The following is a 25,000-nucleotide window of genomic DNA, read 5'->3' as shown; positions in this document are numbered from 1 at the left end:
CACGCATGAACCCGAACTACCTCGACTTCGAGCAGCCCATCGCCGACCTGGAAGCCAAGATCCAGGAGCTGCGCCACGCCAGCAGCGGCCCGCAGGTCGACATCGACTCCGAAATCCACGCGTTGCAGGACAAGCTGCGCTTGCGCACCGCGCAGATCTTCCGCGACTTGTCCTCGTGGCAGATCTCCCAGCTCGCCCGCCACCCGGCCCGGCCGTACACGCTGGATTACGTGCGGGTGATGTGCGACGAGTTCCAGGAACTGGCCGGCGACCGCGCCTTCGCCGACGACAACGCCATCGTCGGCGGCCTCGCCCGCATCGGCGGCCGCAGCGTGGTGGTGATCGGCCACCAGAAGGGCCGCGACACCAAGAGCAAGATCAAGCGCAACTTCGGCATGCCGCGCCCCGAGGGCTACCGCAAGGCGCTGCGCCTGATGAAGCTGGCCGAACGCTTCGGCCTGCCGCTGCTGACCTTCATCGACACCGCCGGCGCGTGGCCGGGCATCGACGCCGAAGAGCGCGGCCAGTCCGAAGCCATCGCCCGCAACCTGATGGAAATGGCCGGCCTCAAGATCCCGGTGATCTGCACCGTGATCGGCGAAGGCGGTTCCGGCGGCGCGCTCGCCATCGGCGTGGGCGACCGCACCTTGATGCTGGAATACAGCACCTACTCGGTGATCACCCCCGAAGGCTGCGCCTCGATCCTGTGGAAGACCGCGGAAAAGGCCAAGGACGCGGCCGAACAGCTCGGCCTGACCGCCAAGCGCCTGTCCGAGTTGGGCCTGATCGACAAGATCGTGCGCGAACCCATCGGCGGCGCGCACCGCAATCCCAAGCAGATGGCGACTCGCCTCAAAGCGGTGCTGCTCAACGAACTCGACGCGCTGGAAGGCGTGCCGGTGGACGAACTGCTGCAACGCCGCTACGAGCGGCTGCGCGGGTACGGCGCGTACGAAGCCGCGTAAGCGCGGCGGCACAACACGGAGAGCCACGGATGGCGCTGAGCACCTTCTTCAAGTGGGCCGGCGGCGGCGTGGTCGCCGTCATCGCGTTGTTGTGCCTGTTGTTGCAAGGCGCGTATTGGTACGGCGCATCGCTGCTGCCGAAGGAGTTGCCGCAACCGCGGCGCGAGTATCCGGCGTTGGCGCGCGAAACCTTGTGGCGGACGCTGGGCGGCGGCGATGCCCCGATCTCGGCCCGAAGACTCAATGCCTTCAGCTACGCGAGCTTGATATTCGAGTCGCTCGTCCCCGTGTATCTGACGCGAGGCGGCGAATCGCTCGCCATGCCCGCCGATCTGGAACTGGTGGAGCGAGCTTCCAGCGCGACTCGCGGGGCGATCGACGATGCGCGACGCGCCCGGATCCCCTCGCCCCCACCGACACCCGGCGGCTCCAACGCGGAGGCGCTGCAACAGATCAGCAGCGACCTCGTGTTCGAATCGAGCGCGCTGTTCATTCGTACCAGTCGGGAATGGCCGGCGGAACGCATGGCCGACATCGTGCTGGACCACGGCGGCTACGGCCGCGGCAGCGAGAACCTCGAACAGGCCGCCCGCGCTTATTTCGGCGCCGATGTCGGCGAGTTGACCCGCGACGAACTGCTTTCGCTGATGACGCTGCGCTATCGAGTCGTGCCCATGGACCCGTATTGCCAACCGGAACAGTTCCGCGAGCGCTATACCGAGCGGATCAAGTACGTCTCAGCGTCCGGCCTCCCGAGCGCGACCGCCCTGTCGCTGCCGCGCCTGAAGCCCATCGACTGCACCCGGCCGCAATGACCCCGCACGCGCCCCGGCCGAGTGCACGCGGCGAGGCTGCCGCAGTCGTCCCAAGGCGCCGCTTGAAACGCGCCATCCAGCTTCTGGCCGCGACCGCGCTCATCGCTGTCGCCGCACCGTTCACGCTGCTCTACGCCATGTACTGGCACGCGCTGAAGGATCTGCCCGAACCGCTGCCGCAAGCGCAACGCGCCTATCCCGACGCGCTGCGGAAACTTTACTGGACGCTGCACGACGGCCAAGGCCCGATCCAAGTGAGGCGCATGAGCCCGCCCGGTTTCGCCTGGGAGCTGTTCGCCGCGAGCGCGAGCGAACGGGTCGAGCGGGTGCCGGCCGATCACCAACTGCTCTATCGCGTCGCCAGCACGATGCAGGCGCGGCTGCTGCCGCACGGCACGATCTCGCGTTGGCATCTGACCAATGCCGCGCTGACCATCCACTTGAGCCGCAAGCTCGAAGCCGCGCAGTTGATCGACTACGTGCTCGATCAAACCCGCTTCGCGGCCGACGCCGGTGTCGGCATCGAAGCGGCCGCCCGCCACTATTTCGATCTGCCCTTGCAAGCGCTGTCGCCGCAAGAACAACTGGCGCTGCTGATCCTGGATCGCGGCCCGTCCTACTACGACCCGGCCTGCCATCCCGAGCGCTTCGCCAAGCGCTACGCCTACGCGCTCGGCAAGACCGGACTGGCGTCCGCACAGGCGATGCCCGAACGCTTGCGACCGGGCGAGTGCAAGCGCCCGATCGCGACGCGTTGAACGAAAAACGCCGCGCTCGAATGCGCGGCGTTTTTCGTTTCCCATCTGGAGCGAATCGCTCTCGCCGACGCCGCACCGGTCGGCACCCTGCCCGACCGGCGCGCGCACCGCGGCCTCAGTGCTCCAACACGCTGATGCTGGTGTTGTAGACCGAATCGGCCGTCCACGGCGAGCGGTTGCCGACGCCGAGCGAGAACTGCAAGGTCTTGCCGCTGATGTCGCCCAGATCGAAGTAGCGCATCGGCACCAACGCGCCCGGGCACCAGCTGCGCGGGTTGGTCGTGTTGTTGTTGCGGAAGATCCCCGGATTGCCGCGCGGGCTGTATTGCTCGTAGGTCGCGCAGTCGATCTTGGTGCTGAAGGTGGCGATCTGGGTGCCGTTGAACTTCACGCTGACGTTGGTGTTGGTGTATTCCTGCCCGCCCGAGGACGCGCCGTAGCCGGCGATGCTGACCGCCAGCGTGGCGATGCCCAGGTTCGCGCTGTGCGACACCGTGCCCGTGGCGATGGTGTCGTCGGTCTCCGGCGAGCGCGACAGCAGGCTGATCACGTCCGGATCGGCGCCCGCGGTCAGCGTTTTGCGCGAGACCAGCGCCAGCGAGTACTTGAAGCCGACTTCGGCGATGGCCGGGTCGGTCACGCCGTGCTGCTGGCAGGCGTCGCTGCCGTACTGCGGATTGGAACCGCCGCTGATGCCGACCCAGATGTCGCGGTCCGGATTGGCCAACGCCGCCGCGTACGGATCCATCGGCGCGTCGGGATACACGCGCGTCGCCTTGGCGCCCTGCCACATGTCGCTGAAGGGCGAGATGAAGTCGGTGAAGGTCGCCCGCGGCGTGTCCACGGTCGGCGTCTGCCCCTTCGGCAGGCTGATGAAGAACGCCGAGGCGAAGCGGTCGTAAGGATCGCACTGGGCGTGATAGGTGATGCGCAGCGCCACGTCGTCGCCGATGCTGGCTTTCTCGGTGTCGCTGAGCTTGCGCGCGAACTCGGTGCCGCGCTTCCACATCAGCACGCCGGCCGGCGGCGTGTAGGTGGTGGGCTCGGTGCTGCGGTAGATGCCGAACTGCGGCACTTGGTCGAGCACCAGCACCACCTTCTCCGGCGCCGCCGCGGTGTCGTGCGCCTCGAATTCGTAGATGCGCGCGGCCGAGTCGCTGGTCTGGGTCGGCGTGGTGATGTTGAGCCGAGCGTAGCGCGCCGCAATCGCGCCGACGCTGTGGGTGGTGACATTGTCGGTGTTGTTGCTGACGGTGACCGCGGTGGTCCACGCCGAGCCGTCGGCCGAGGTCTGGATGTTGAAGTTGCGGGTGTTGTACGTCGCCGCCTCGCCGCCGGCGCCGGCGTGCTTGACCACGAAGCTGGCGATGGTCTTGCTCGCGCCCAGATCGACTTGCAGCCACTTGCTCGACGCCGACGAACAGAACTTGTCGGAATTGCCGCCCGACACGCTGCCGTTGACCGCCTTGGCCGGCGTCTCGTTGGCGTTGCACGCGGCCGAGCCGGTGGCGGGTTTGTTCAAGGCGAGATTGGCCGCCGACGCGGCGCCGGCGAAGCCGAGCGCGAACAGGCCCGCCGTGCAGGCGGCGCGTCGCGCGTGCTTCAAACACAGGATCGATCGCATGATGACTCCCGATAGCATGAGTGCCGAAGGACGCGGTCGCGCGCGGAGACCGCGGATCGCGAGCGCGTTGCCGTTGCGCAGAGAATGTCTGCTTGTCAAAAAAATGCGGAAAAATCCAAAACTCCGCACAGGGTGGCGCGTGATTCGGAGCTCGCGGAATCGCTGGACCGCGCCCGATGCGATCCGCGTTCGCGCATCATTGCAAACGCGCGCGCCGCGGCTTTCCCTGCACCGGAACGAAAGCGCCGACACCGTGTGATGTCTTGCACAGATCAAGATAAAAGCGCGCCGTTCGAAAACCTTGGCGCGCATGAATGCCGCCGATCGCGTCGGCGCCCCACGCGAAAGAACCGTGGAATCCCCTGTAGGAGCGACGCGAGTCGCGACCGCGAAAACACGACGGCTGCGCAGGTTTCGGCGCAACCGCGTTTTCGCGGTCGCGACTTGCGTCGCTCCTACCTCCGGCCCGCGGACAAAAGCCGTACAACGAAAAACGCCGACCCGAGGGCCGGCGTTCGCGTGGGCAGCGCCGTCGCGCGCCGCTCAGTTCCAGGCGCGCTGGTACTGCTCCGGCACGTGCGTCGTCGCGCCCAACTCGCGCGCGGCGCGGTGCGGGAAGTACGGATCGCGCAACAACTCGCGCGCCAGCAGCACCACATCGGCTTCGCCTTGGGCGACGATGTGCTCGGCCTGGGCCGCGCGGGTGATCAACCCCACCGCGCCGGTGGCGATGCCGGCCTCGCGGCGGATGCGCGCGGAGAACGGCACCTGATAGCCCGGCTCGTCGCCGGGGATGCGCGCGTTCGGCACCAGCCCGCCGCTGGACACGTCGATCAGATCGACGCCCAATTCTTTCACCGTGCGCGCCAGTTCCACGCTCTGCTCGATGTCCCAGCCGCCCTCGGCCCAATCCGTCGCGGAGATGCGCAGCCACAGCGGCAAGCGCTCCGGCCACACCTCGCGCACCGCCGCCAGCACTTCGCGCAGCAGGCGGGTGCGGTTCTCGAAACTGCCGCCGTAGCGGTCGTCGCGCCGGTTGCTCAGCGGCGATAGGAACTGATGCAACAGGTAACCGTGCGCGGCGTGGATCTCGACCAACTGGAAGCACGAATCCAGCGCGCGCTGCGCGGCGGCGGCGAAATCGTCGACCACGGTGCGGATCTCGATCGGCTGCAGTTCGCGCGGCTCCGGCGCGCCGTCGCGGAACGGCAGCGGCGAGGGCGCGACCGGCGTCCAGCCGCCGTCCTCGGGCCGCACCGGCTGGCCGCCGAGCCACGGCGCGGCGACGCTGGCCTTGCGCCCGGCGTGGGCCAGCTGCACGCCCACCGCGGCCTCGCGCGAGCGCAGGAAGCAGGTGATGCGGTGCCAGGCCTCGGCTTGCGAGGCGTTCCACAGACCGGTGTCGGCCGCGGAAATACGGCCTTCCGGCGACACCGCGCAGGCCTCGGTCAGCACCAGCCCGGCGCCGCCGACCGCGCGGCTGCCCAGGTGGACCAGATGCCAGTTGTTGGGCAAACCGTCGCTGGCCGAGTACTGGCACATCGGCGAAACCGCGAGGCGGTTGCGCAAGGTCAGCGAGCGTTGCGACAGCGGAGCGAAAAGCCGGGACACGAAGGGATTCTCGTAATGGGGAGTGCGAATCAAGGTATAGGCGGCCCGCCGCCGCGGCAGCATCACGCGTGGGTTGCTGCGTCCCGTCGCCGTGGCACCATGCGCGCATGCACGTATCTCACGCCGATGCGATCCCCGCCGCACTCGCCGCCTTGCCGGCGGCGCCGCTGTGCGTGGGCTACAGCGGCGGGTTGGATTCCAGCGTGTTGCTGCACGCCCTGGCCGCCGCGCCGGCCGCGCGCGCGCGCGGGCTGCGCGCGTGGCACGTCCACCACGGGCTGCACGCCGACGCCGACGCCTGGGCCGCGCACTGCGCGCGGATTTGCGCCGGATACGGCCTGGAACTGAGCGTTTCGCGGGTGTCGGTTGCGCGCGGCGGCGGCGACGGCCCCGAGGCGGCGGCGCGCGCCGCGCGCCATGCCGCGTTCGCCGCGGATTTGGGCGCAGGCGAGGTGCTGGCGCTGGCCCACCATCGCGACGATCAGGCCGAAACCCTGCTGCTGCGGCTGCTGCGCGGCTCCGGCCCGGACGGTTTGGCGGCGATGCGCGAATGGCGCGATTGCGGCCGCGGCCGCTTGTGGCGGCCGCTGCTGGCGCTGCCGCGCGCGGCGCTGGAGGCGTACGCGCAGCGGCACGGGCTGGAATGGATCGACGATCCCAGCAACGAAGAAGAACGCTACGACCGCAATTTCCTGCGCCATCGCGCGCTGCCGCTGCTGCGCGAGCGTTGGCCGCAGGCGGACGCGACGCTGGCGCAGTCGGCGCGCTTGCAGGACGAAGCCGCGTCCTTGCTCGAGGCCGACGACGCCGCGGCGCTGGCGCAGGTGCGCAGCCTCGACCCGCACGCACTCGCGCGCGAGGGCTTGCGCGCGCTGGCGCCGGCGCGGCGCGCGCGGGTGCTGCGGCGCTGGATCGCCGCGCTGGAGCTGCCGCCGCTGCCGGCGCAGGGCGTGGCTCAAATCGAACGCGAATTGCTGCCGGCGCGCGCCGACGCCGAAGCCGAATTCGCCTGGAACGGCGCAGCGGTGCGCGCGTGGCGCGATTTGCTGTACGCGCAATGGCAGCGCGCGCCGTTGCCGCGCGAATGGCGCGTCGAGTGGGACGGCCGCGCGCCGCTGGCGCTGCCCGGCGGCGGCCGCTTGCGGCTCGACGGCGCGGCCGCGTTCGATGCGCCGCTGATCGCTTGCGCGCGCGCCGGCGGCGAACGCATCGCCTTGCCGGGGCGCGCGCATCGCCACAGCCTCAAGCACGCGCTGCAGGCCTTGGGCGTGCCGCCGTGGGAGCGCGAGCGGTTGCCGTTGTTGCTCGACGACGACGGCGACGTGTGGGCGGCCGGCGATTTGCTGTATTCGGCGCGGTTGGAAGCGTGGCTGCGCGAGCGTGGGGCGCGGTTGGAGTGGGTGGCGTAGCGAATCGGGGTTGGCGTCGTTGGCGCGGTTTCGCGGTCGCGGCTTGCGCCGCTCCTACAGGGCAAGTCCGAAACGGCGCGATCTCCCTGTAGGAGCGGCGCAAGCCGCGACCGCGAATCCGCGACATCCAGCGCAACCGCCGCGATCGCCGCATCCGCACCGCACCCGCGACGCATCGCCGCACGCTCTTCACCCCACGCGCATTGACCCCGCCCGCCCCCCGGCTCACACTTTCCCCATGCCCCGCAAAACCACCACCGAAGCCTCGCCGGTCGCCGATTTCGAGCAGTCGCTGGACGCGCTCGAGCAACTGGTCGAGAAGATGGAACACGGCGAAATGAGCCTGGAGGAGTCGCTGGCCGCTTACGAGCGCGGCGTCGGCCTCTACCGCCGTTGCCAGAGCGCGCTGGAGCAGGCCGAACTGCGCGTGCGCCTGCTCACCGATCCGCAGGACCCGGCCGCCGCCGAGCCGTTCGGCAACGCCGGCCCGCCGGGCAGCGACGTCGATGCCTGAGCCTCGCGCCGCCGCGCACGCCCGGCCCGATCCCGCCTCCGACCCGCGCGCGCTCGACGCCGTCCTCGCCGCCTGGCGCGAACGCGCCGACGCCGCGCTGGCGCGCGCCCTGCCCGATTCGGAAGCCGAACCGCGCCGCCTGCACCAAGCCATGCGCCACGCCGTGCTGCTCGGCGGCAAGCGCATGCGCCCGTTGCTGGTCTACGCCAGCGGCGCGCTGTTCGAGGTCGCCCCGGCCGTGCTCGACGCGCCGGCCGCGGCGGTCGAATACATCCACGCCTATTCGCTGGTCCACGACGACCTGCCGGCGATGGACGACGACGCCCTGCGCCGCGGCCAGCCGACCGTGCACGTGGCCTTCGACGAGGCCACCGCGATCCTCGCCGGCGACGCGCTGCAGTCGCTGGCCTTCGCCACCCTCGCCGACACCGACACCGCCGATGCGATCCGCGTCGACCTGCTGCGCACCCTGGCCCAGGCCGCGGGCGTGGCCGGCATGTGCGGCGGACAGGCGCTGGACATCGACGCCACCGGCGCCGGCGTGCAGCTCAGCCTGCCGGCGCTGGAGCGGCTGCATTCGCTCAAGACCGGCGCGCTGATCCGCGCCAGCGTGCGCATGGGCGCGCTGTGCGGCGGCGCCGACGCGGCCGCGCTGGCCGCGCTGGACCGCTACGCGCGCGCGCTCGGGCTGGCGTTCCAGGTGCGCGACGACATCCTCGACATCGAAGGCGACAGCCAGACCCTCGGCAAGACCGCCGGCAAGGACCTGGCCCAGGACAAATCCACCTTCCCCGCCCTGATCGGCCTGGACGCCTCGCGCGCGCGCCTGGACGAACTCGGCGCGGCGATGGGCGAAGCGCTGCAGCCGTTCGGCCCGCGCGCGGCGGCGTTGCACGCGCTGGGGCGGTTGGCGATCGAACGCGATCGCTGAGGCGCCGCGCGTTTCCAGGACGGGAACATGCACCTGCTGATCCGCGACATCTCCCCCTACACCGGGCCGGATTTGCTGCTGGGCGCGTTCGCGACCGCGGCGGCCGCCGAACAGGCGCGCGAAGAATATATGAGCGAGATCGCCGGGCGCGATCCTTGGGCCGAGCAGGCCTATCGCTCGGTCGACCCGGCGCGCGACGTCCGCGTCCAGCCGATCGAACACCGCGGCGAAGGCGACGACGACACGATCCACGTCCTGGTCGAATACCGCGAAGCGATGGGGCAGATCGTCGCCGGCTTCCTGACCGCATTCGCCGATCCGTCCGCGGCGGACGCCGCGAAAACCGCGCTGGAAGAGAACGAACATTCGTGGGCGAACTACGCCGACATCGAAACGCTGACGTTGGGCGACCGCCGTTGGCGGCATCCGGGCTTCGATCGGCCGCCGGCGTGAGCGCGCGGCGCTCCTGAGCGGGCGCGAAACGCGCTCGGAATTGCACGCAATAAAAACGGGCCGAAGCCCGCTCCCCAATCGCACGCAAACAAAAAGGCGGGCCGAAGCCCGCCTTTCCGCATGCTCGACGCGAACGTCGCCGCGCGCTTACTTCACCAGACGCAGGGTGAAGGGATAGCGGTAGGCCTCGCCCTTGTTGGCGGCCAGCGCGGCCATGATGGTCAGCACCAGCCAGGCGATGCCGACGACGGCCATCACCAGCAGGCCGATCAGCACCAGGGTCAGGATGCCGCCGACGATCATCGCGATCAGCACGGTGATGTTGAAGTTCAGCGCTTCCTTACCCTGGTCGGCGACGAAGGGCATGGTGTCCTTCTTCATCAGCCACACGACCAGCGGGCCGAGGATGGTGCCGAGCGGGATGATCAAACCGACCAGCGTGCTCAGATGAGCCAGCATGCCCCAAGTCTTTTCGTCCTGACTGATATCGTTCATTACGCTTCCCCTACGTGTTTGGATGGAGGTGGTGGTCGAAGTTCCCGCGGCCCTGCCCCGGTCCCCTTGGCGGGCATCATAAACCTTTATTCATCACAGATTAACCACGCCGGAGCGCAAGGTTCGCAGCCGCCGGCGCAACGCGCGGCGGGGACGGCAACGGCCATGGCCGGCGCGCGGGCGGCGCCGGTTTCGGTATCGGAAAAGCACTGGCGTGCGAAGAAAGCCGCGCCGCGCGGCGAATGCCGGTGGCGCGCGGCCCGCACGGGGTGAAGCGCGTGGCGCGCGGCCGGACGCTTTATCCGGCCGGCCCGACGCTCAAGCCCGGCGCCAGTTCGCCAGCGACGGCAACGCGCGGCTGTCGGGAAACACCTTGCTCTCCACCGCCGCCTCGGCCAAGCCGAGGTGCTCGCCGAGCACGCTCTTGAACACCGCGCGCAGGTCGGTGGTGGCGCGCAGGTCGCGGCCTTCGTTGAGCTGGTTCGGGCCCAGCCCCGGCCAATCGCCGCCGATGCGGCCGCCGCGCACCGCGCCGCCGCACAACAACGCCATGCCGCCGGTGCCGTGGTCGGTGCCCTCGGTGCCGTTGAGCGCGGCGGTGCGGCCGAACTCGGTGACCACGGCCACCACGGTGCGCGGCCACAGCGCGCCGAAGCCCTCGCGCGCGGCGGCCAGCCCTTGATCGAGCTCGCCGAGCTTGCGCTGCAACTGCGGCGCCTGATTGCGGTGGCTGTCCCAGCCGCTGTCCTCGACGAAGCCGATGCGCGGGCCGTCGGCCGCGCCCATGCGCTGCGCCGCCACCCGCATCGCCTCGGGCAGCGCGAACGCGCCCTTGCCGTCGCGCTGCATGCCGACGCTGCTGGCGGAGCGCTCGAAGGTCTCGCTCAGGCGCGGGTCGGCGGCGTACAGCGGCTGCAATTGCTGCAACAACTGCGGATCGACCGGCCGCGGCAACGGCGGCCACCAGTTGCTGGCGCGGTCGCTGCCGCGCATCGCCAGCGGCATCACCGCCGCCACCGCCAGCGCCGACTCGCTCGGCATCGCCCGCACGCAGCGGCCGAGCCAGCCGTCGCGCGCGCCGTTGGGCGTGGCGGTGCCGTTCTCCAGGCAATCCTGCGCGTCGAAGTGCGAGCGCTGCCGGTACGGCGGCGCCACCGCCACCAGCGGCAGCAACTGCCCGGCGCGGTACATCGCCGCGGATTCGCGCATCGCCGGATGCAGGCCGAACAAGCCGTCGATGCGGATCGGATCGGCGACCGCGCCGTCGCGGCGCAGCGTCGCGTAGGCGGGATCGGCGTACGGCGGCAGCAGGTGCAGGCCGTCGAGGCCGCCGCGCAGCAACACCAGCAAGAAGCGCGTGTCGTGCCCGCCGGCCGCCGCGGTGATGCGCGGGAACAGGGTCAGCAGCGCGCTGGCGCCGAACGCGGCGAGCAGGCCGCGGCGTTGCCCGTCGATTTCGCTCAAGGTCTTGTCGCGTTCCATCTCACACTCTCCATTGGAACGCGGGGCTGGCGAACAGCAGCGAGTAGCCGTCGCTGGCCGAACCGGCGCGGCGCAGGCCGATGGCGAAATCGCCGCTCACCGCCTGGCTGCCGAGCACGTCGAGCGCGCGCTGGTACGGCGTAGTGCCGCCCGAATCCACGCGCGCGGCGAACAGCTGCGCGGCCTGGATGCGCTTGAACAAACCGTCGGGGCTGCTCCAATCGGCGGCGGTGTCGGGAAAGCCGGCCGGCGAGCGCGGCGTGAACACCGGTTGGCCGAGGCTGGCGAGCAGGCCGACCAGCGCGCGCGCCTGATCGTCCACCGCCAGTTCGCCGGCGCGCAGCGCGGAGATCACGAAGTCGTTCGGCGTCTTGAACTTGCGCGCGTCGGCCGACCAGGCGTGGTCGCTCTCGATCAAGGCGCGGTAGAGCGCGCGCAAGTCGCCGTTCTCGCGCAGATAGGCCTGGGCCATGCGCTCCACCAGCGCCGGCGGCGGCTGGTCGGCGACGAAATGGCGGGCGAGCTTGAAGCTCAGATGGCGCGCCGTGGCCGGATGCCGGGCCAAGTCGGCCAGCACCGCGCGGCCTTGCTCCTGCCCGCCCTCGGCGTAGCCGCGGCCGAGCACGCGGCGCGCGCCGGGCTCGTGCGCGTTGGCGCGGAACACGAACGCCTGCGAGGCGTCGTCGTCGCGCGGGCCGGGCGTGCTCCAACCGGTGATCGCGCGCGCCAGTTCGATCACATCGTCCTGGCGATAGCCGCCGTCGACGCCGAGCGTGTGCAGTTCCAGGATTTCGCGCGCCAGATTCTCGTTGAGCCCGCGCTTCTCGCGCCCGAGCTTCTGCGCGCGCATCGCCGCGCGCGAGTCGTCGCCGATCGAGGCGGCGTTGTCGAGGTAGCGCAGCATCGCCGGGTGGCTTTCCACCGCCAGCAGCATGTCTTCGAAACGGCCGAGCACGTGCGGGCGGATCGCTTCGCGCTCCATCGAGCCGGCGTACAAGCGCGCGTTGCCCTTGTCGATGGAGACGGCGAAGTGGTTCGACCAGAACTGGGTCAGGCGCTCGACGAAGGGCGCGTCGGTGTCGGCGGCGTGGCGGTAGCGCGCGGCGAATTCGGCGAGCTGTTGCCGGCGCAGTTCGCGGCGCAGGTTGTCGCTCGGGTCGGCCGCGCCGCGCGCGGCGGCTTGGCCGTCGCGCGCCTGCGCGGCGCGGCCGCGGCGGCGCGCGGGCGCGTCGGCGTCGTTGCCGGATGCATCGTTGCCGGGCGCGGCCATCGCCGGCGCCCCGGCCGCCATCGCCGCGCCGTTGTCGGCCGGCGCGGGCTTGGCGTCGTCGCGTTGCGCGCGCTCGGCGCGATTGAGCTGTTGCTGGCGGAACTCCAGACGCATCGTCTCGACGCTGCCGGGCAGCCCGGCGAACGCGTCGAGCGCGGGCGGGCGGCGCAGCTGCGCGAGCAGCGCTTCGCGCCCGTCGCCGCCGCCGCGCTCCAACTCGCCCGGGCGCGCGCCCAGTCCGAAACGATTGGCGGCCGTGGCCTTGCTGGCGCTCATCGGGGTTCCCGGCGGGTGGACTACCCGTTGGAAACGGCCGTGCGCGCGCCGGGTTGACAGGCGCGGCGCCTGTTCAGCGGTCGCGGTGGGGAATCGGTGCGGGTTTCGCTAACCGGCGCACGAAAGCGCGGCGGTGCTCGTCGCGAGGGCGCTCGCGGGATTGGCCGCGCCTCTTCAAGCCGTCATCCCCGCGAAAGCGGGGATCCAAAGACTTCAGCGTCGTGCCGCCACGAATCCCTGGATACCCGCCTTCGCGGGCATGACGACAGGTCGTTTCGTCGCAAGGGCGTTAGCGGGAGTCGCCGCGCCTCTCCAAGTCGTCATCCCCGCGAAAGCGGGGATCCAAAGACTTCAGCGTCGTGCCGCGATGAATCCCTGGAGGCCCGCCTTCGCGGGCATGGCGACAGGCGGGATTCGCAACCGACGAATTCCGCCGCCCCTCAAACGCGGCGCGCCCTCACTCGCCCGCCACCGTCATCTTGCCGACCAGGATCGACCCGGTGCGCACATGCGAGCGCAGGTCCACGTCGTTGCCCACCGCCTCGATGCTCTCGAACATCTTGCGCAGGTTGCCGGCGATGGTGATGCCGTCGACCGGATACTGGATTTCGCCGTTCTCCACCCAGAACCCCGCGGCGCCGCGCGAGTAATCGCCGGTGACGGCGTTGACGCCCTGCCCCATCAGTTCGGTGACCAGCAGGCCGCGGCCCATCTGCCGCACCAGCGAGGCGAAATCGCCGGCGTTGGCGGCGACCAGCAGGTTGTGCACGCCGCCGGCGTTGCCGGTCGTGGTCAGGCCGAGCTTGCGCGCCGAATAGCTGCCGAGCACGTAACGCTGCAGCACGCCGCCGTCCACCAACATCGACTCGCGCGTCGCCACGCCCTCGCCGTCGTAAGCGGTCGAACGCAGCGCGCGCGGCAGGAACGGGTTTTCCCGGATCGAGAACCACTCGGGAAACAGCTTCTGCCCGGCGCTGTCGAGCAGGAAGCTGGCGCGGCGGTACAGCGCGCCGCCGCTGACCGCGCCGATCAAATGGCCGATCAGCGAACGCGCGCTCTCGGCGGCGAACAGGATCGGGTAGTCGCCGGTGGCGATCTGGCGCGGCGCCAGCCGCGCGACGGTGCGCTCGGCGGCGGTGCGTCCGACCGAGACGGCCGACTCGAGGTCTTCGGCGTCCACGCCGAGGGTGTACCAGCCGTCGCGCTGCATCGCGTCGCCGCGGCCGGCGATCAGCGAGACGCTGAGGCTGTGCTGGGTGCTGCGCTCGCGGCCGAGGAAGCCGTGCGAGTTGGCGTACACCGCCAAGCTGGCGCCGGTGCCGACCGAGGTGCCGTCGGAATTCTCGATGCGCGCATCGAACGCGCGCCCGGCCGCTTCGCTGGCCAGGGCCAGCTCGATCGCGCGGTCGGCGTCGATGTGCCAGGGATGCCAGGTGTCGAACTCGCGCGCGCCGGGAGCCATCAGCTCGGCGTCGGCGAGGCCGGAGGCCGGGTCGTCCTCGGTGTAGCGGGCGATCGCGCAGGCCTGGGCGACGGTGGCCTCCAGGCTCTCCTCGCGCAGGTCCGCGGTGCTGGCGGTGCCCTTGCGCTGGCCGAAATAGACGGTGACGCCGATGCCGCGGTCGCGGGTGGACTCGACCGTTTCGACCTCGCCCATGCGCACGTTGACGCTGAGGCCGGCGTCCTCCGAGCACGAGACCTCGGCCTGGCTCGCCCCGCGCTCGCGGCAGGCGGCCAGCAGGCGCTGGGACAGCTCGGCCAGCGCGTCCAGGCGCGCCTGCGGGTCGGCGAAGGTGTGGGCGGCGGCGGAAGTGAGGGCTTGCGCGTTCAATGGCTTATCCTAGTCAGTGGCGGCGCGCAGGGCGCCGCCGTCGTAATGTTCAGTTTATCGAGGTAAGTGCGATGCGCGGCAGAGACGAAGACACCGGCGAATTTTTCAGCCCCAGCCGCAGCCAGAACCGGCGCGAGGCGCTGGAGGTGCTGGCGCTGGCGGAAAAACTGGTGGCCTTGACCGAGGCCCAGCTGGCCAAGCTGCCGGTGCCCGAGGCGCTGCTGCCGCACATCCGCGAGACCAAGCGCATCACCGCCCACGTCGCCCACAAGCGGCAAATGGCGTTCCTCGCCAAGCAGATGCGGCGCGAGGACGAGGACGCGCTGGAAACGCTGCGCGACGCGATGGACGAGAACGGCGAAGCGGCGCGGCGCGAAGTCGCGGCGATGCACCGGGTCGAGCAATGGCGCGAGCGCCTGCTCGAGGACGGCGACACCGCGCTGGCCGGACTGCTCGACGAATACCCGCACGCCGACCGCCAGCGCTTGCGCCAGTTGGTGCGCAACACCCTGGAAGAGCGCAAGCGCAACAAGCCGCCGCATTCCTTCCGCGAGCTGTACCGCGAGCTGCGCGCGGCGATCCTCGGCGGCGATGCCGACGCCGACGAAGCCGGCGACGAGACCGCGCACGACGACGAATAAGCGCGGCGCGCGGGCTCAGCCAAGGCGCGCACGAGCCGTCGCGGCGACGCGATGCGCGGCGTCGCGCATCGCCACTGCAGGCCTCACGACTGGGTGCCGCCCACGGTCAAGCCGTCGATCAGCAGCGACGGCTGGCCGACGCCGACCGGCACGCTCTGCCCGTCCTTGCCGCACACGCCCACGCCTTCGTCGAGGGCGAGGTCGTGGCCGATCATGCTGACCTTCTGCATCGTCTCCGGGCCGTTGCCGATCAGGGTCGCGCCCTTCACCGGCGCGGTGATCTTGCCGTCTTCGATCAGATACGCCTCGGTCGCCGAGAACACGTACTTGCCGCTGGTGATGTCGACCTGCCCGCCGCCGAAGTTGACCGCGTACAGGCCCTTCTTGACCGAGCGGATCATCTCTTCGGGGTCGTGGGTGCCGGCCAGCATGTAGGTGTTGGTCATGCGCGGCATCGGCAGATGGGCGAAGGATTCGCGGCGGCCGTTGCCGGTCGGCGCCATGCCCATCAGGCGGGCGTTGAGCGTGTCCTGCATGTAGCCGACCAGCACGCCGTCTTCGATCAGCGTGGTGCAATTCGTCGGCGTGCCTTCGTCGTCGACGTTGAGCGAGCCGCGGCGGCCTTCGAGCGTGCCGTCGTCGACGATGGTCACGCCCTTGGCGGCGACGCGCTGGCCCATGCGGCCGGCGTAGGTCGAGGTGCCCTTGCGGTTGAAGTCGCCTTCCAGGCCGTGGCCGACCGCTTCGTGCAACAGCACGCCGGGCCAGCCGGAGCCGAGCACCACCGGCATCACCCCGGCCGGCGCGTCGACCGCGTCGAGGTTCACCAGCGCCTGCCGCAGCGCTTCGCGCGCGAACTGTTCCGGCTTGCCGTCGGCGAGCAGCTCGGCGTAGCTGTAACGACCGCCGCCGCCGGCGTAGCCGCTTTCGCGGCGGCCGTTCTGCTCGACGATGACCTGCACGTTCAAGCGCACCAGCGGGCGCACGTCGGCGGCGAGCACGCCGTCGCTGCGCGCCACCAGCACGGTGTCGAGCACGCCGTTGAGGCTGACCATCACCTGGCGCACGCGCGGATCGGCGGCGCGCAGCAGTTGATCGAGCTTGCGCAGCGCGTCGACCTTGGCTTCGTTGGACAGCGAATCGATCGGATCGTCGCTGCGGTACAGCGAGCGGCCGCCGCCGCGCACCAGCGCGCGCGGCGTCTGCGCGCCGCCGTCGCGGGCGATCGCGCGCGCCGACTTGGCCGCGCCGAGCAGCGCCTCGCTGTTGATTTCGTCGGAGTAAGCGAAGCCGGTCTTCTCGCCGCTGATCGCGCGCACGCCGACGCCTTGTTCGATCGAATGCGCGCCGTCCTTGACGATGCCGTCCTCGACCGACCAGCTCTCGCGGCGCGAATGCTGGAAGTAGAGGTCGCCGAAATCGATGCCCGGGCCGAGCAAGGCGCCGAAGCTGCGCTCCAGGCCGCTGGCGTCGAGCCCGGCGGGCAGGAGGAGGCGGGATTCGGCGATCTGGATCGGCAGGGTCATGGGCGAACCGTGTAGGCGGGGAAAGGGCATCTTAGGCGGCCGCGGCGCGGCTGTGGCGGCGCGGGCGCGGGATTGGGACGAATAACGAGATAGTGGCGATGGGCGCGCGGATCAATAGGCCGGATCGGGCGGTGCGCGGTGGGCGCGGCTCCAGGGGGGCGGGGCCGCCGCGAAGCAGCGGGCCGGACGGCGCACCCATGGCAGCCGTCAAAGCCGCGGTGCGCTCGTGGAGGGCTGGAAGCCGGATGCCCACCAGAACCCGCGGCGAACCACGGAGCCTGGAGGCTCGCTTAATCGCCCTGCCCGCACGCGCGGCTCCGGCCGCAGCCCAAACCGGCTTGCGCGGGCTCGGCGCGCGGCGCGCGCGGGAGGAGCGTCCAACCCAAGACCTTCGCGTCATCGGATCGCGCCGATCCGAAACGAAGGCGGAACCCCGCCCTAGCCCGCCGGCGGCGCCGGCCTGGCCTCGGCCCGGGTCTGCTCGCGCGTCACCACCTCGACCTTCGGCTCCTTCCACGGCCCGGTCACCCGGTAGGTGCGCGAAGTCAGGCTGCCGAGCGGCTTTTGCAGCACCGCGTTGGCCGCCGCGCCGATCGCCGCGCCGACCGGGCCGGCGGCGAGCGCGCCGACCGCGGTCAGCACGTTGGCCGCCTTGGGCCGCACTTCGATGGTTTGGTCGTAGCTCTGCGCGCGCAGGTCGGCGGCGCCGCGGATGGCGATGCTCGCGGCCGGGCCGTCGATGCTCAGGTCGTCGCTGCGCGCGCTGCCGTTGCCGAAGCGCACCGTGCCGCCGACGCGGTCGAAGGCGAAGCCCTTGGCGAACAGGTCGCGGAAGTCCAGGGTCAGGCGGCGCGGCAACTGCGCCACGCTGAGCAGGCCGAGCATGCGTCCGGCGCCGGGTTCGATCTCGATCAGGCGGCCGTCGCGCATGTCCAAGTTGAGCGTGCCTTCCAGCGAGCCCAGCGCGATGCCCGCCGGCGTGCCCGGCCAGCCCGCGTCGAGCCGCGCCTTGCCGCGGCCGCCGCCGATCTGGCCGCCGAAACCGAAACCGCTCATCAACGCGCCGACGTCGCCGCTGTCCACGGTCGCGCTCAGATGGGTGCGCGCGTTGGCGCCGCGGCCGGTCCAATCGCCGCTGAGGTCGATCGACTGCTTGTTGCCGCGCGTGCTGATCTGATCGATGCGCATGCCCGCCGGAGTCGGCCGGGTGCGCACGCTGGCGCTGCCGAGCGCGGCGCTGCCGAAGCGCAGTTCGGCGATGTCGATGTTGAGCGCGGGAATCTTGGCCGGGTCCATCGACGCGTCCGCCGGCTTGGCCGCGGCCTGCGCGACGGGCGCCGCATTCGCCGCCGCGGCGTGGGCGTTGCCGTTCGCCGCCGCGCTCGCGCCGGCGTTGCCCGCGTCTTGCGAACCCCAGTGCACGCGCGCGAACTTGCCGGCGATGGTGCCGGTCTCGTTGGCCGGAATCATCACCGCGCCTTCCAGCGCCGCGCCCTCGGCGCGCACCGCGGTCGCGCCGCGCGCCGCCGGCACCACCACCAGACGGGTGTTGGGGAACACGCCGCCGAGCAATTGCAGGCGTTGCGCGGTGACGTCGATGCGCTGCAGCGGCAAGCTGTCGTCGGACCCGTCGCCGTGCGCGAGCGCGATCCAGTCGATCGCTTCCAGCGTGTCGGTGCGTCCGCTCACCGCCAAGCCGTTGGCCGGCGGCAGATCGTCGACGCGATTGGCGCCGAGCACCACGCGCACGCCGGTCTTGTTGTTGGTGTTGCGCGCGCGCAGCGCCAAGGTGTTGCCCAGCGCCACGCGCACGTCGCCGCTGCCCAGCGGCAACGGGGTTTCGACGCTGGTCGCCAGCGCCGCGCCCGCGGCCTTGTTCAACGGCGGCGGCAGGGTCAGCGCGGTGCCGATCAAGTTCGATTGCAGGCGCAGCATCGTCGGCGCAGCCACGGCGGGCTTGCCCGCGACGGCCGGCGCACTCCGCGGAATCGAGATGCCCACCGTCCACAGCGAGCGCCCGTCCAGATAATTCTTCAACCACGCCAGGCTGTCGGGGCCGCGCGAAATCAAATCGTCGGCGCCGGACATCGCATCCAGCCCGGCCTCGAACGCGTTGCTCTTGTCGCGCACGAACTCCTCGCCGGCGCGCAGCGACAGCTTGCCCGGCGCGCCCTCGTGGACCACGTCCAGATCCTCGGCGCGGAACCCGCCGCGGCTGAAGTCGGCATGGCCGCGCACTTGCTCGAACGCGACCTTCCAGCGCGGATCGGCGAGCTTGGCCTCGCTCAGCTCGACCCCGCCGTTGAGCGTGGTGCGCCCGCCCTCGCGCAGCGCCAACTGCATGTCGAACGCGACCGAGGCCGGTCCGCTGGCGCGCAGGTTGTCGAGGGTGTCGGCGTGTTCCTTGTGCAGCGGGCTCTGCCGCAGCAGCGTTAGCAATTGCGAGGCTTCCGACGCGGTATCGGCTTTCACGTACAGCACGCCGTCGTGATAGCTCTCGATCCCGGCCTGCACCTTGCGCACGCCGACGCCGGCGATCTTGCCGCTGCCGTCGACGCTGAAGCCGTCGCCGACGAAGGCGATGTCGGCGTCGAGCCCTTCCACCGCCGGCCAATCGGGCTGGAACTTGACGGTGGCGCCGCGCAGCTTGCCGCCGGCGTGGAACAGGCCGTTGTTGTGGTTGAACGGCCAGTCGTCGAGATCGCCCGACACCACCGCGTGCGCGTCGACCAAGGTGCCGGCGACCAGCGCGGTGTCGAGCCAGTTCAACAGACGCTGCGACATCTGGCTGCGGATCCAGAACCCCTTGGCGGTCGGCAGCTTGATCGGATCCAGATCGGCGGCGATGTCGATCCACGGCCGCGAACCGTCGCCCTGCCACCACATGCCGCCGCGCGCGCGCACGCCGACGTCGCCGTCGATGCGCAGCGCGGTGGTGCCGACGCGCCAGCCGCCGCCTTCGCGCCAACCGCCGACGCTGCCGCTCAGCTTAAACGTGTGCACCACGCCGAAGCCCGACGGCCAGTCGAAGCGCATCGGCGCGTTTTCGTCGAGATCGAAGGCGAAACCGTCGGCATCGGCCTGGAAGCTGCCGGCCAAGCCTTGCAGGCCGGGCGAATGGCCGACCGGATCGAAGCCCAGCGCGTCGACGCGGGCGCTGGCGAACATCGGCCCGCCGCGATGGCCGTTGACCGCGATCGCGCTCAGCGACGCCCGCGGCTTGGCGGTTTCGAACCAATGGCGCAGACGCTCGGGCAGCGCGTCGCTGAGCGCGGCCACCGCGATCAGCGGGCCGGCGTCGATGCGGTCGGCGCGCAGCGCGTAACGTTCGCCGCCGGCCACGGCGAGGCCGTCGAGGCTCTGCACGTTCTGGCCGCTGCCGATGCGCAGCTTGGACGCGTCCAGGCGCCAACCGGTGTCGGTGAGGCGGTAATGGGCGAGCGTTTCGACGTGTTCGAATTCGATGCGCGCCGGCGGCGCGGATTGGCTCGCGGCGGCGTTCGCGGGCGCGCTTGGCGGCGCGGCGCTGGCGGCCTGAGTCGTATTGCTCCGACTCGCGCTGTTCTGGTTCGCGGCGTTCTGAGCGGCGTCGGCCGGATTGGCGACGATCCGATTCGTGCTGCTCCGGTTCGCGATCACCCCGTTCGCGCCGGCCTGATTCGGACCGGCCTGATTCGAACCGGTTTGATTCGGACCGGCCTGATTCGCACCGGCCTGACTCGCGCCGGTTTGATTCGCACCCGCCGACGTGGCGCCCGCCGCCCCCGGCATGCTGTTGGCCACCGCCGCCACCGGCGCGGCCGCGGCGGCGAGCGCGGCCGGCACCGAAGCCGACGCCGCGCTGCGCTCGGCGCGCAAGCCGACCCGGTCCAGCGCGGCCGACACCATCACGCCCGCGATCCGATGCCCGCGCAGGTCGGCCCAGGCTTCCGCCCGGCCCTGCCCCGACTCGACCCGGATGCCGGCGACTTTCAGCAACGGCGACCAGCCCGACAAGTCGGCGCGGGTGGCGCCGGCATAGGCGCGGCCGTCGCCGCGCTTGCGGTCGAAATCCGCCACCACGTCCAGCGGCGTCGACGGCGAACCGGCCACGCCCACGCTCGGCCACGCGCGCGCGCCGGCGCGCACGCGGTCGCCGTCGACGCGCAGGCGCAGGTCGATCTTCGGCACGCGCGCATCCACGCCCAGGCTCGGCGCGATCACCGCCAGCTTGCCGTCGATGACCTGCAGCTCGCCCAGGCCTTCCAGCGCCGACAGCGGATCGCCCTGCTCGGTCTGTTCCTGCCCCGGCAAGCCGCGCACCTTCCAGCGGCCGTCGTCGGCGCGCTCCAAGGTCAAATCCAGGCCGCGCAGGCGCAGTTCGGAGAACGCCTGCCCCGGCAACACGCCGGCATACAGCGACACCAGCATCTCGGCGTCGCCGATGTTGAACGCCTGCGCGCCCTCGCCGATGCGCAGCCCGTCCAGGCGCAGCAGCGGCCCGCGCCGGGTCCATTGGGTCTCCACCCGGTCGAACGCGACCGGCCGCCCGGCGCGCTGGCTCAGCCACGCCGCGACCTTGTCCGGATGCCGCTCGGCCAGCGGCAGCAACTGGCTCGCCACCGCCAGCAACGACGCCACCAGCACCAGCACGACCGCCGCGCCGTAGAACACGGCACGGCGCGCGAGGCGCAGGCGGCGGCGCAGGGGGGTAGGCATCAGCGGCCCGCTCCGCGTGCCGCGGAGCGCAGGGAATCAGGGGAACAGGGAACAACGGGGAATGGAGAGGACGCGCGCGCGTCCTGCGAACGCGGCAACGCGGAACGGCGCCCGCCATTCCCCGTTCCCCGTTCCCTGTTCCCTGCCTTAAAGCAAAACCACATCGAACTGCTCCTGCGCATACTGGTCGTCGGCCTGGAACCGGATCGACTTGCTCAAAAACTCTTCCAGTTCCGCCACCGCCGCCGACTCCTCGTCGGTGATCCGCGCCACCACCTTGGGCGAGGCGATCACCAGCAGCCGCGCCGCGTCGAACTGGCGCACCTGACGGACGATGTCGCGGAAAATTTCGTAAGTCACCGTCTCCGGCGTCTTCAGCGTGCCGCGCCCGCCGCACTCGTGGCAGGCCTCGCTGAGCTGGCGCTCCAGGCTCTCGGTGGTGCGCTTGCGGGTCATCTCCACCAGCCCCAGCGGCGAGAAGTCGTACACCGTGGTCTTGGCGTGGTCGCGGGTCAGCGACTTCTCCAACTGCCGCAGCACCTGGCGCTTGTGCTCCTGGTCGGTCATGTCGATGAAGTCGATGATGATGATCCCGCCCAGGTTGCGCAGCCGCAATTGCCGGGCGACCGACTGCGCCGCCTCCAGGTTGGTGCGGTAAACGGTTTCCTCGAGGTTGCGTTGACCGAGGAAGGAACCGGTGTTCACGTCGATGGTCGTCATCGCCTCGGTCTGGTCGATGACGAGGTAGCCGCCGGACTTCAGCGGCACCTCCTTGTCCAGCGCGCGCTGGATCTCGTCCTCGACCCCGTACAGGTCGAAGATCGGCCGCGCGCCGGTGTAGTGCTCGATCTTTTCCGCCAGCCCCGGCATGTACTGGGCGGCGAAGCTGCGCAGGCGCTCGCTGGTCTCGCGCGAGTCGACCTTGACCTTCTCCACGTCGCGCCGGATCAGGTCGCGCACCGCGCGCAGCGGCAGGCTCAGGTCTTCGTAGACGCGCTCGCCGACCTTGCTGCTGCGCGATTTCTCCGCGATCAGCGCCCAGGCCCGGCTCAGGTAAGCGATGTCCTCGGCCAGCGCTTCCTCCGGCTGGCCCTCGGCGTTGGTGCGCACGATGTAGCCGTGCTGCTCGCCGGCCGGCGCCTGCGCGGTCACCAGCGCCTTCAACCGGGCGCGCTCGCCCTCGTCCTCGATCCGCGCCGACACCCCGACCACGCGGGTGCGCGGCAGCAGCACCAGATAGCGCGAGGGGATCGACAGCTGCGTGGTCAGGCGCGCGCCCTTGCTGCCGATCGGGTCCTTGACCACCTGGACCACGATTTCCTGGCCCTCGCGCAGCAATTCGGCGATCGGCCGGGTCGGCGCCGGCGGCAGCGGCGCTTCCTCGCCCTCGCCTTCGTTGCTCTGATTGGGGCGGACGATGTCGGCCGCGTGCAGGAACGCCGCGCGCTCCAGGCCGATCTCGACGAACGCCGCCTGCATCCCCGGCATCACCCGCTGCACCTTGCCCTTGTAGATGTTGCCGACCACGCCGCGGCGCCAGCCGCGCTCGATGTGCAGCTCCTGCAGCATGCCGTTTTCGACCACGGCGACGCGGGTTTCGCGCGGGGTGACGTTGACCAGGATCTCTTCAGTCATGAGGGGGCGCGGGTCCGTTGGCGCTGCGTAGGCGGGGAATGAGGGGAACGGCGGGGCTAAAGGCGTGCGGGCGGGTACGGCGATGGGGTTGCTATGGAACGCGCGCGGCCGGCCGAGTTCGGCCGCGCGCGCGACGGCGTTCGGCGCGGTTCAGGCGCTCAGGCCGAACTCGCGCAGCAGCCGCGCGGTTTCGTGCAGCGGCAGCCCCATCACCCCAGAGTAGCTGCCCGCCAGCCGGGTCACGAATACTTCGGCGCCGCCCTGGATGGCGTAGGCGCCGGCCTTGCCCATCGGCTCGCCGGTGGCGACGTAGCGTTCGATCTCGCCCGCGTCGAGCGCGGCGAAGCTGACCTCCGACACCGACACCGCCTGCGCCTCGCGCGCCGGCGAGACCAGCGACACCGCGCTGATCACCTGATGGGTGCGGCCGGACAGCCGCCGCAACATGGCGCGGGCATCCTCGGCGTCGCGCGGCTTGCCGAAGACCTCGTCGTCGAGCACCACCTCGGTGTCGGCGCCGAGCACCACCGCGGAGGGGTTGGCGACCACCTTGAGCAAGCCCGCGCCGGCCTTTTCGCGCGCCACCCGGCGCACGTACTCGGCCGCCGGTTCGCCGGGCTGGCGCTGTTCGGGCACATCCAGATCGATAAGGCCGTATTCCAGGCCGAGGCGGCCGAGCAATTCGCGTCGCCGCGGCGACTGGGAGGCTAGATAGAGCATGCGCGAAAGCATAACCCGCGCTGACTGAGCGCCAGCCCACGCCGAACCCGGCAAACCCCGTAACGAATCACGGTTCGTTAACCGATTCAGCAAGACCCTTACCTCGTCCCTCAAGGAGTTGCACATGACCCGGTCGTCGTCCTCGTCGCTCGTCCGCCTGCCGTCCCTGTCCCGCCTGTCGTTGCGCCCGCTGGCGCTCGCCGCCGTTCTCGCCTTCGGAGCCGCAACCGCCATGACCGCGTCCGCGCAAACCGCCCCTTACGTCGCCACCGACGGCACCCTGCTCTCGGTCTCGGCCGAATCCGTCGCCAAGCGCACGCCGAACATCGCCACCGTCTCCACCGGCGTGGTCACCCAGGCCGCCGACGCCAACGCCGCGATGCGCGCCAACGCCGAGCAGATGGCCAAGGTGGTCGCCGCGATCAAGGCCGCCGGCATCGCCGAGCGCGACATCCAGACCAGCGGCATCAACCTCAACCCGCAGTACCGCTACCAGGAAAACCAGCCGCCGCAGATCACCGGCTACCAGGCCAGCAACAACGTCAACATCGTGATCCGCGACATTTCCAAGGTCGGCAAGATCCTCGATTCGCTGGTCGCCACCGGCGCCAACCAGATCAACGGCCCGACCTTCGACCTCGACGACAAGGACAAGGACGCCGCCTTCGACGAAGCCCGCCGCGGCGCCATCGAGAAGGCCCAGTCGCGCGCCGAGATGTACGCCAAGACCCTGGGCATGAAGGTGCGCCGCATCGTCAGCGTCAGCGAGGGCGGCCGCTTCGCCCCGCCGATGCCGATGCCGATGATGGCCATGCGCATGGAAAAGGCCGGCGCCGCCGCCGACACCTCGGTGTCGCCGGGCGAGAACAGCCTGTCGATGAACCTCGACGTCGTGTTCGAGCTGGGCAAGTGAGATGAGCCGGGAGAAGCGCACGCCGGGCACCGCCGACCCGCGTCCGGGCCGCGCGCCGGGGTATCCCGAGCCGCAGCCGCAGGACCGCGAGGACGCCAAGCGGCCGAAGCGGCGCGAGCCCGATCCCGATGAGGGCGGGCTGGAGCGGGCGCCGGAGGACGGCGACGGCCAGTGAGCTTCGATCCGGTTCGAGCAGAAAGACGAGGCCCGCGCGAGCGGGCCTCGTCGTTTTTATAGGCGGTGCGGACGGGCGGCGTTCGCATATGCGTGCGAGACAGATGTCCGGCGCTCGGGCAAGTGGCCAAGCGCACGAATCGCGGTGGTACGTTGCCGTTCATTCAGCGAAAAAGAGCGTCGGGCCGTCGCGTCGGAACAAGCACGGATGCCGCCGAATCGACGGAAATGCGAGCACGAAGTCCGACGATGAGAACCG

The 25,000-nt window shown here is 70.8% G+C and carries 20 protein-coding genes; 10 read left to right on the top strand and 10 right to left on the bottom strand.

Annotated elements, in window-relative coordinates:
- Window positions 1-5 precede the first annotated feature (5 nt).
- The 3 genes from J5226_RS13165 (at window position 6) to J5226_RS13155 (ending at window position 2,538) form a co-directional block, all read left to right on the top strand.
- Window positions 6-965 (top strand): acetyl-CoA carboxylase carboxyltransferase subunit alpha, encoded by a 960-nt coding sequence (locus J5226_RS13165; protein ID WP_215834962.1) that lies wholly within the window; start codon window positions 6-8, stop codon window positions 963-965.
- 29 nt (window positions 966-994) lie between these two features.
- Entirely contained in the window at window positions 995-1,780 is a 786-nt protein-coding gene (locus J5226_RS13160; protein ID WP_215834961.1) for a transglycosylase domain-containing protein, read from the top strand.
- Between the two features lie 62 nt (window positions 1,781-1,842).
- Window positions 1,843-2,538, top strand: a complete 696-nt coding sequence (locus J5226_RS13155; protein ID WP_215834960.1) for a transglycosylase domain-containing protein — start codon at window positions 1,843-1,845, stop codon at window positions 2,536-2,538.
- A gap of 115 nt (window positions 2,539-2,653) precedes the next feature.
- Here the strand turns inward: J5226_RS13155 and J5226_RS13150 are convergent, their stop codons facing one another.
- Complete coding sequence (locus J5226_RS13150) at window positions 2,654-4,162, bottom strand: discoidin domain-containing protein (protein ID WP_215834959.1); 1,509 nt, start codon at window positions 4,160-4,162, stop codon at window positions 2,654-2,656.
- Between the two features lie 543 nt (window positions 4,163-4,705).
- A complete protein-coding gene (locus J5226_RS13145) occupies window positions 4,706-5,773 on the bottom strand; it encodes an NADH:flavin oxidoreductase/NADH oxidase (protein WP_255322785.1) in 1,068 nt (355 codons plus the stop codon).
- Window positions 5,774-5,880: 107 nt separating this feature from the next.
- On the opposite strand from J5226_RS13145, the gene tilS reads away from it, so the two are divergent.
- The 4 genes from tilS (at window position 5,881) to J5226_RS13125 (ending at window position 9,080) form a co-directional block, all read left to right on the top strand.
- A complete protein-coding gene (gene tilS / locus J5226_RS13140; RefSeq protein ID WP_215834958.1) occupies window positions 5,881-7,182 on the top strand; it encodes a tRNA lysidine(34) synthetase TilS in 1,302 nt (433 codons plus the stop codon).
- A 238-nt stretch (window positions 7,183-7,420) separates the two neighbouring features.
- On the top strand, window positions 7,421-7,696 hold the full coding sequence (locus J5226_RS13135) for an exodeoxyribonuclease VII small subunit (RefSeq protein ID WP_215834957.1): 276 nt from the start codon (window positions 7,421-7,423) through the stop codon (window positions 7,694-7,696).
- Window positions 7,689-8,627: a (2E,6E)-farnesyl diphosphate synthase gene (ispA, locus tag J5226_RS13130; RefSeq protein ID WP_215834956.1), complete on the top strand. Its 939-nt coding sequence runs from the start codon at window positions 7,689-7,691 to the stop codon at window positions 8,625-8,627. Before J5226_RS13135 ends, ispA begins: the two co-directional genes overlap by 8 nt.
- 27 nt (window positions 8,628-8,654) lie before the next feature.
- Window positions 8,655-9,080: a hypothetical protein gene (locus J5226_RS13125; protein ID WP_215834955.1), complete on the top strand. Its 426-nt coding sequence runs from the start codon at window positions 8,655-8,657 to the stop codon at window positions 9,078-9,080.
- Between the two features lie 147 nt (window positions 9,081-9,227).
- Here the strand turns inward: J5226_RS13125 and J5226_RS13120 are convergent, their stop codons facing one another.
- The 4 genes from J5226_RS13120 to pmbA form a co-directional block, all read right to left on the bottom strand.
- Window positions 9,228-9,575 carry a DUF4870 domain-containing protein gene (locus J5226_RS13120; protein WP_255322784.1) on the bottom strand — a complete coding sequence of 116 codons (348 nt, stop codon included), beginning with the start codon at window positions 9,573-9,575 and terminating at the stop codon, window positions 9,228-9,230.
- Window positions 9,576-9,893: 318 nt separating this feature from the next.
- Entirely contained in the window at window positions 9,894-11,057 is a 1,164-nt protein-coding gene (locus tag J5226_RS13115; protein ID WP_255322783.1) for a DUF1501 domain-containing protein, read from the bottom strand.
- Window position 11,058: 1 nt separating this feature from the next.
- Window positions 11,059-12,603 carry a DUF1800 domain-containing protein gene (locus tag J5226_RS13110; protein ID WP_215834954.1) on the bottom strand — a complete coding sequence of 515 codons (1,545 nt, stop codon included), beginning with the start codon at window positions 12,601-12,603 and terminating at the stop codon, window positions 11,059-11,061.
- A gap of 457 nt (window positions 12,604-13,060) precedes the next feature.
- Window positions 13,061-14,434 carry a metalloprotease PmbA gene (gene pmbA, locus J5226_RS13105; protein WP_215834953.1) on the bottom strand — a complete coding sequence of 458 codons (1,374 nt, stop codon included), beginning with the start codon at window positions 14,432-14,434 and terminating at the stop codon, window positions 13,061-13,063.
- A 71-nt stretch (window positions 14,435-14,505) separates the two neighbouring features.
- On the opposite strand from pmbA, the gene yjgA reads away from it, so the two are divergent.
- Entirely contained in the window at window positions 14,506-15,075 is a 570-nt protein-coding gene (yjgA, locus tag J5226_RS13100; RefSeq protein ID WP_215834952.1) for a ribosome biogenesis factor YjgA, read from the top strand.
- Between the two features lie 83 nt (window positions 15,076-15,158).
- Here the strand turns inward: yjgA and tldD are convergent, their stop codons facing one another.
- The 4 genes from tldD to J5226_RS13080 form a co-directional block, all read right to left on the bottom strand.
- Window positions 15,159-16,601: a metalloprotease TldD gene (gene tldD / locus J5226_RS13095; protein ID WP_215834951.1), complete on the bottom strand. Its 1,443-nt coding sequence runs from the start codon at window positions 16,599-16,601 to the stop codon at window positions 15,159-15,161.
- Between the two features lie 438 nt (window positions 16,602-17,039).
- Window positions 17,040-21,299: a YhdP family protein gene (locus tag J5226_RS13090; protein ID WP_215834950.1), complete on the bottom strand. Its 4,260-nt coding sequence runs from the start codon at window positions 21,297-21,299 to the stop codon at window positions 17,040-17,042.
- 147 nt (window positions 21,300-21,446) lie between these two features.
- Entirely contained in the window at window positions 21,447-22,934 is a 1,488-nt protein-coding gene (gene rng / locus J5226_RS13085) for a ribonuclease G (RefSeq protein WP_215834949.1), read from the bottom strand.
- A 150-nt stretch (window positions 22,935-23,084) separates the two neighbouring features.
- Window positions 23,085-23,654: a Maf family protein gene (locus tag J5226_RS13080; protein WP_215834948.1), complete on the bottom strand. Its 570-nt coding sequence runs from the start codon at window positions 23,652-23,654 to the stop codon at window positions 23,085-23,087.
- 124 nt (window positions 23,655-23,778) lie between these two features.
- Between J5226_RS13080 and J5226_RS13075 the strand changes: the two genes are divergently transcribed.
- Entirely contained in the window at window positions 23,779-24,567 is a 789-nt protein-coding gene (locus tag J5226_RS13075) for an SIMPL domain-containing protein (protein ID WP_215834947.1), read from the top strand.
- Between the two features lies 1 nt (window position 24,568).
- On the top strand, window positions 24,569-24,742 hold the full coding sequence (locus J5226_RS13070; protein ID WP_215834946.1) for a hypothetical protein: 174 nt from the start codon (window positions 24,569-24,571) through the stop codon (window positions 24,740-24,742).
- Window positions 24,743-25,000: the final 258 nt, after the last annotated feature.

The organism is Lysobacter sp. K5869 (genome assembly GCF_018847975.1).
Classification (GTDB): domain Bacteria; phylum Pseudomonadota; class Gammaproteobacteria; order Xanthomonadales; family Xanthomonadaceae; genus Lysobacter.
The sequence above is the reverse complement of the archived record's forward strand: the minus strand, read 5'-3'. Positions and strand labels throughout refer to the sequence as shown.

Excerpts from the sequence above, each read along its gene's own strand:
- J5226_RS13090 (WP_215834950.1), bottom strand. The coding sequence starts at position 21,299 with ATGCCTACCCCCCTGCGCCGCCGCCTGCGCCTCGCGCGCCGTGCCGTG.
- J5226_RS13115 (WP_255322783.1), bottom strand. The coding sequence starts at position 11,057 with ATGGAACGCGACAAGACCTTGAGCGAAATCGACGGGCAACGCCGCGGC.
- rng (WP_215834949.1), bottom strand. The coding sequence starts at position 22,934 with ATGACTGAAGAGATCCTGGTCAACGTCACCCCGCGCGAAACCCGCGTC.
- tldD (WP_215834951.1), bottom strand. The coding sequence starts at position 16,601 with ATGACCCTGCCGATCCAGATCGCCGAATCCCGCCTCCTCCTGCCCGCC.
- J5226_RS13135 (WP_215834957.1), top strand. The coding sequence starts at position 7,421 with ATGCCCCGCAAAACCACCACCGAAGCCTCGCCGGTCGCCGATTTCGAG.
- J5226_RS13160 (WP_215834961.1), top strand. The coding sequence starts at position 995 with ATGGCGCTGAGCACCTTCTTCAAGTGGGCCGGCGGCGGCGTGGTCGCC.
- tilS (WP_215834958.1), top strand. The coding sequence starts at position 5,881 with ATGCACGTATCTCACGCCGATGCGATCCCCGCCGCACTCGCCGCCTTG.
- yjgA (WP_215834952.1), top strand. The coding sequence starts at position 14,506 with ATGCGCGGCAGAGACGAAGACACCGGCGAATTTTTCAGCCCCAGCCGC.
- J5226_RS13080 (WP_215834948.1), bottom strand. The coding sequence starts at position 23,654 with ATGCTCTATCTAGCCTCCCAGTCGCCGCGGCGACGCGAATTGCTCGGC.
- J5226_RS13070 (WP_215834946.1), top strand. The coding sequence starts at position 24,569 with ATGAGCCGGGAGAAGCGCACGCCGGGCACCGCCGACCCGCGTCCGGGC.
- J5226_RS13165 (WP_215834962.1), top strand. The coding sequence starts at position 6 with ATGAACCCGAACTACCTCGACTTCGAGCAGCCCATCGCCGACCTGGAA.
- J5226_RS13075 (WP_215834947.1), top strand. The coding sequence starts at position 23,779 with ATGACCCGGTCGTCGTCCTCGTCGCTCGTCCGCCTGCCGTCCCTGTCC.
- J5226_RS13110 (WP_215834954.1), bottom strand. The coding sequence starts at position 12,603 with ATGAGCGCCAGCAAGGCCACGGCCGCCAATCGTTTCGGACTGGGCGCG.
- J5226_RS13120 (WP_255322784.1), bottom strand. The coding sequence starts at position 9,575 with ATGAACGATATCAGTCAGGACGAAAAGACTTGGGGCATGCTGGCTCAT.
- J5226_RS13125 (WP_215834955.1), top strand. The coding sequence starts at position 8,655 with ATGCACCTGCTGATCCGCGACATCTCCCCCTACACCGGGCCGGATTTG.
- J5226_RS13150 (WP_215834959.1), bottom strand. The coding sequence starts at position 4,162 with ATGCGATCGATCCTGTGTTTGAAGCACGCGCGACGCGCCGCCTGCACG.
- ispA (WP_215834956.1), top strand. The coding sequence starts at position 7,689 with ATGCCTGAGCCTCGCGCCGCCGCGCACGCCCGGCCCGATCCCGCCTCC.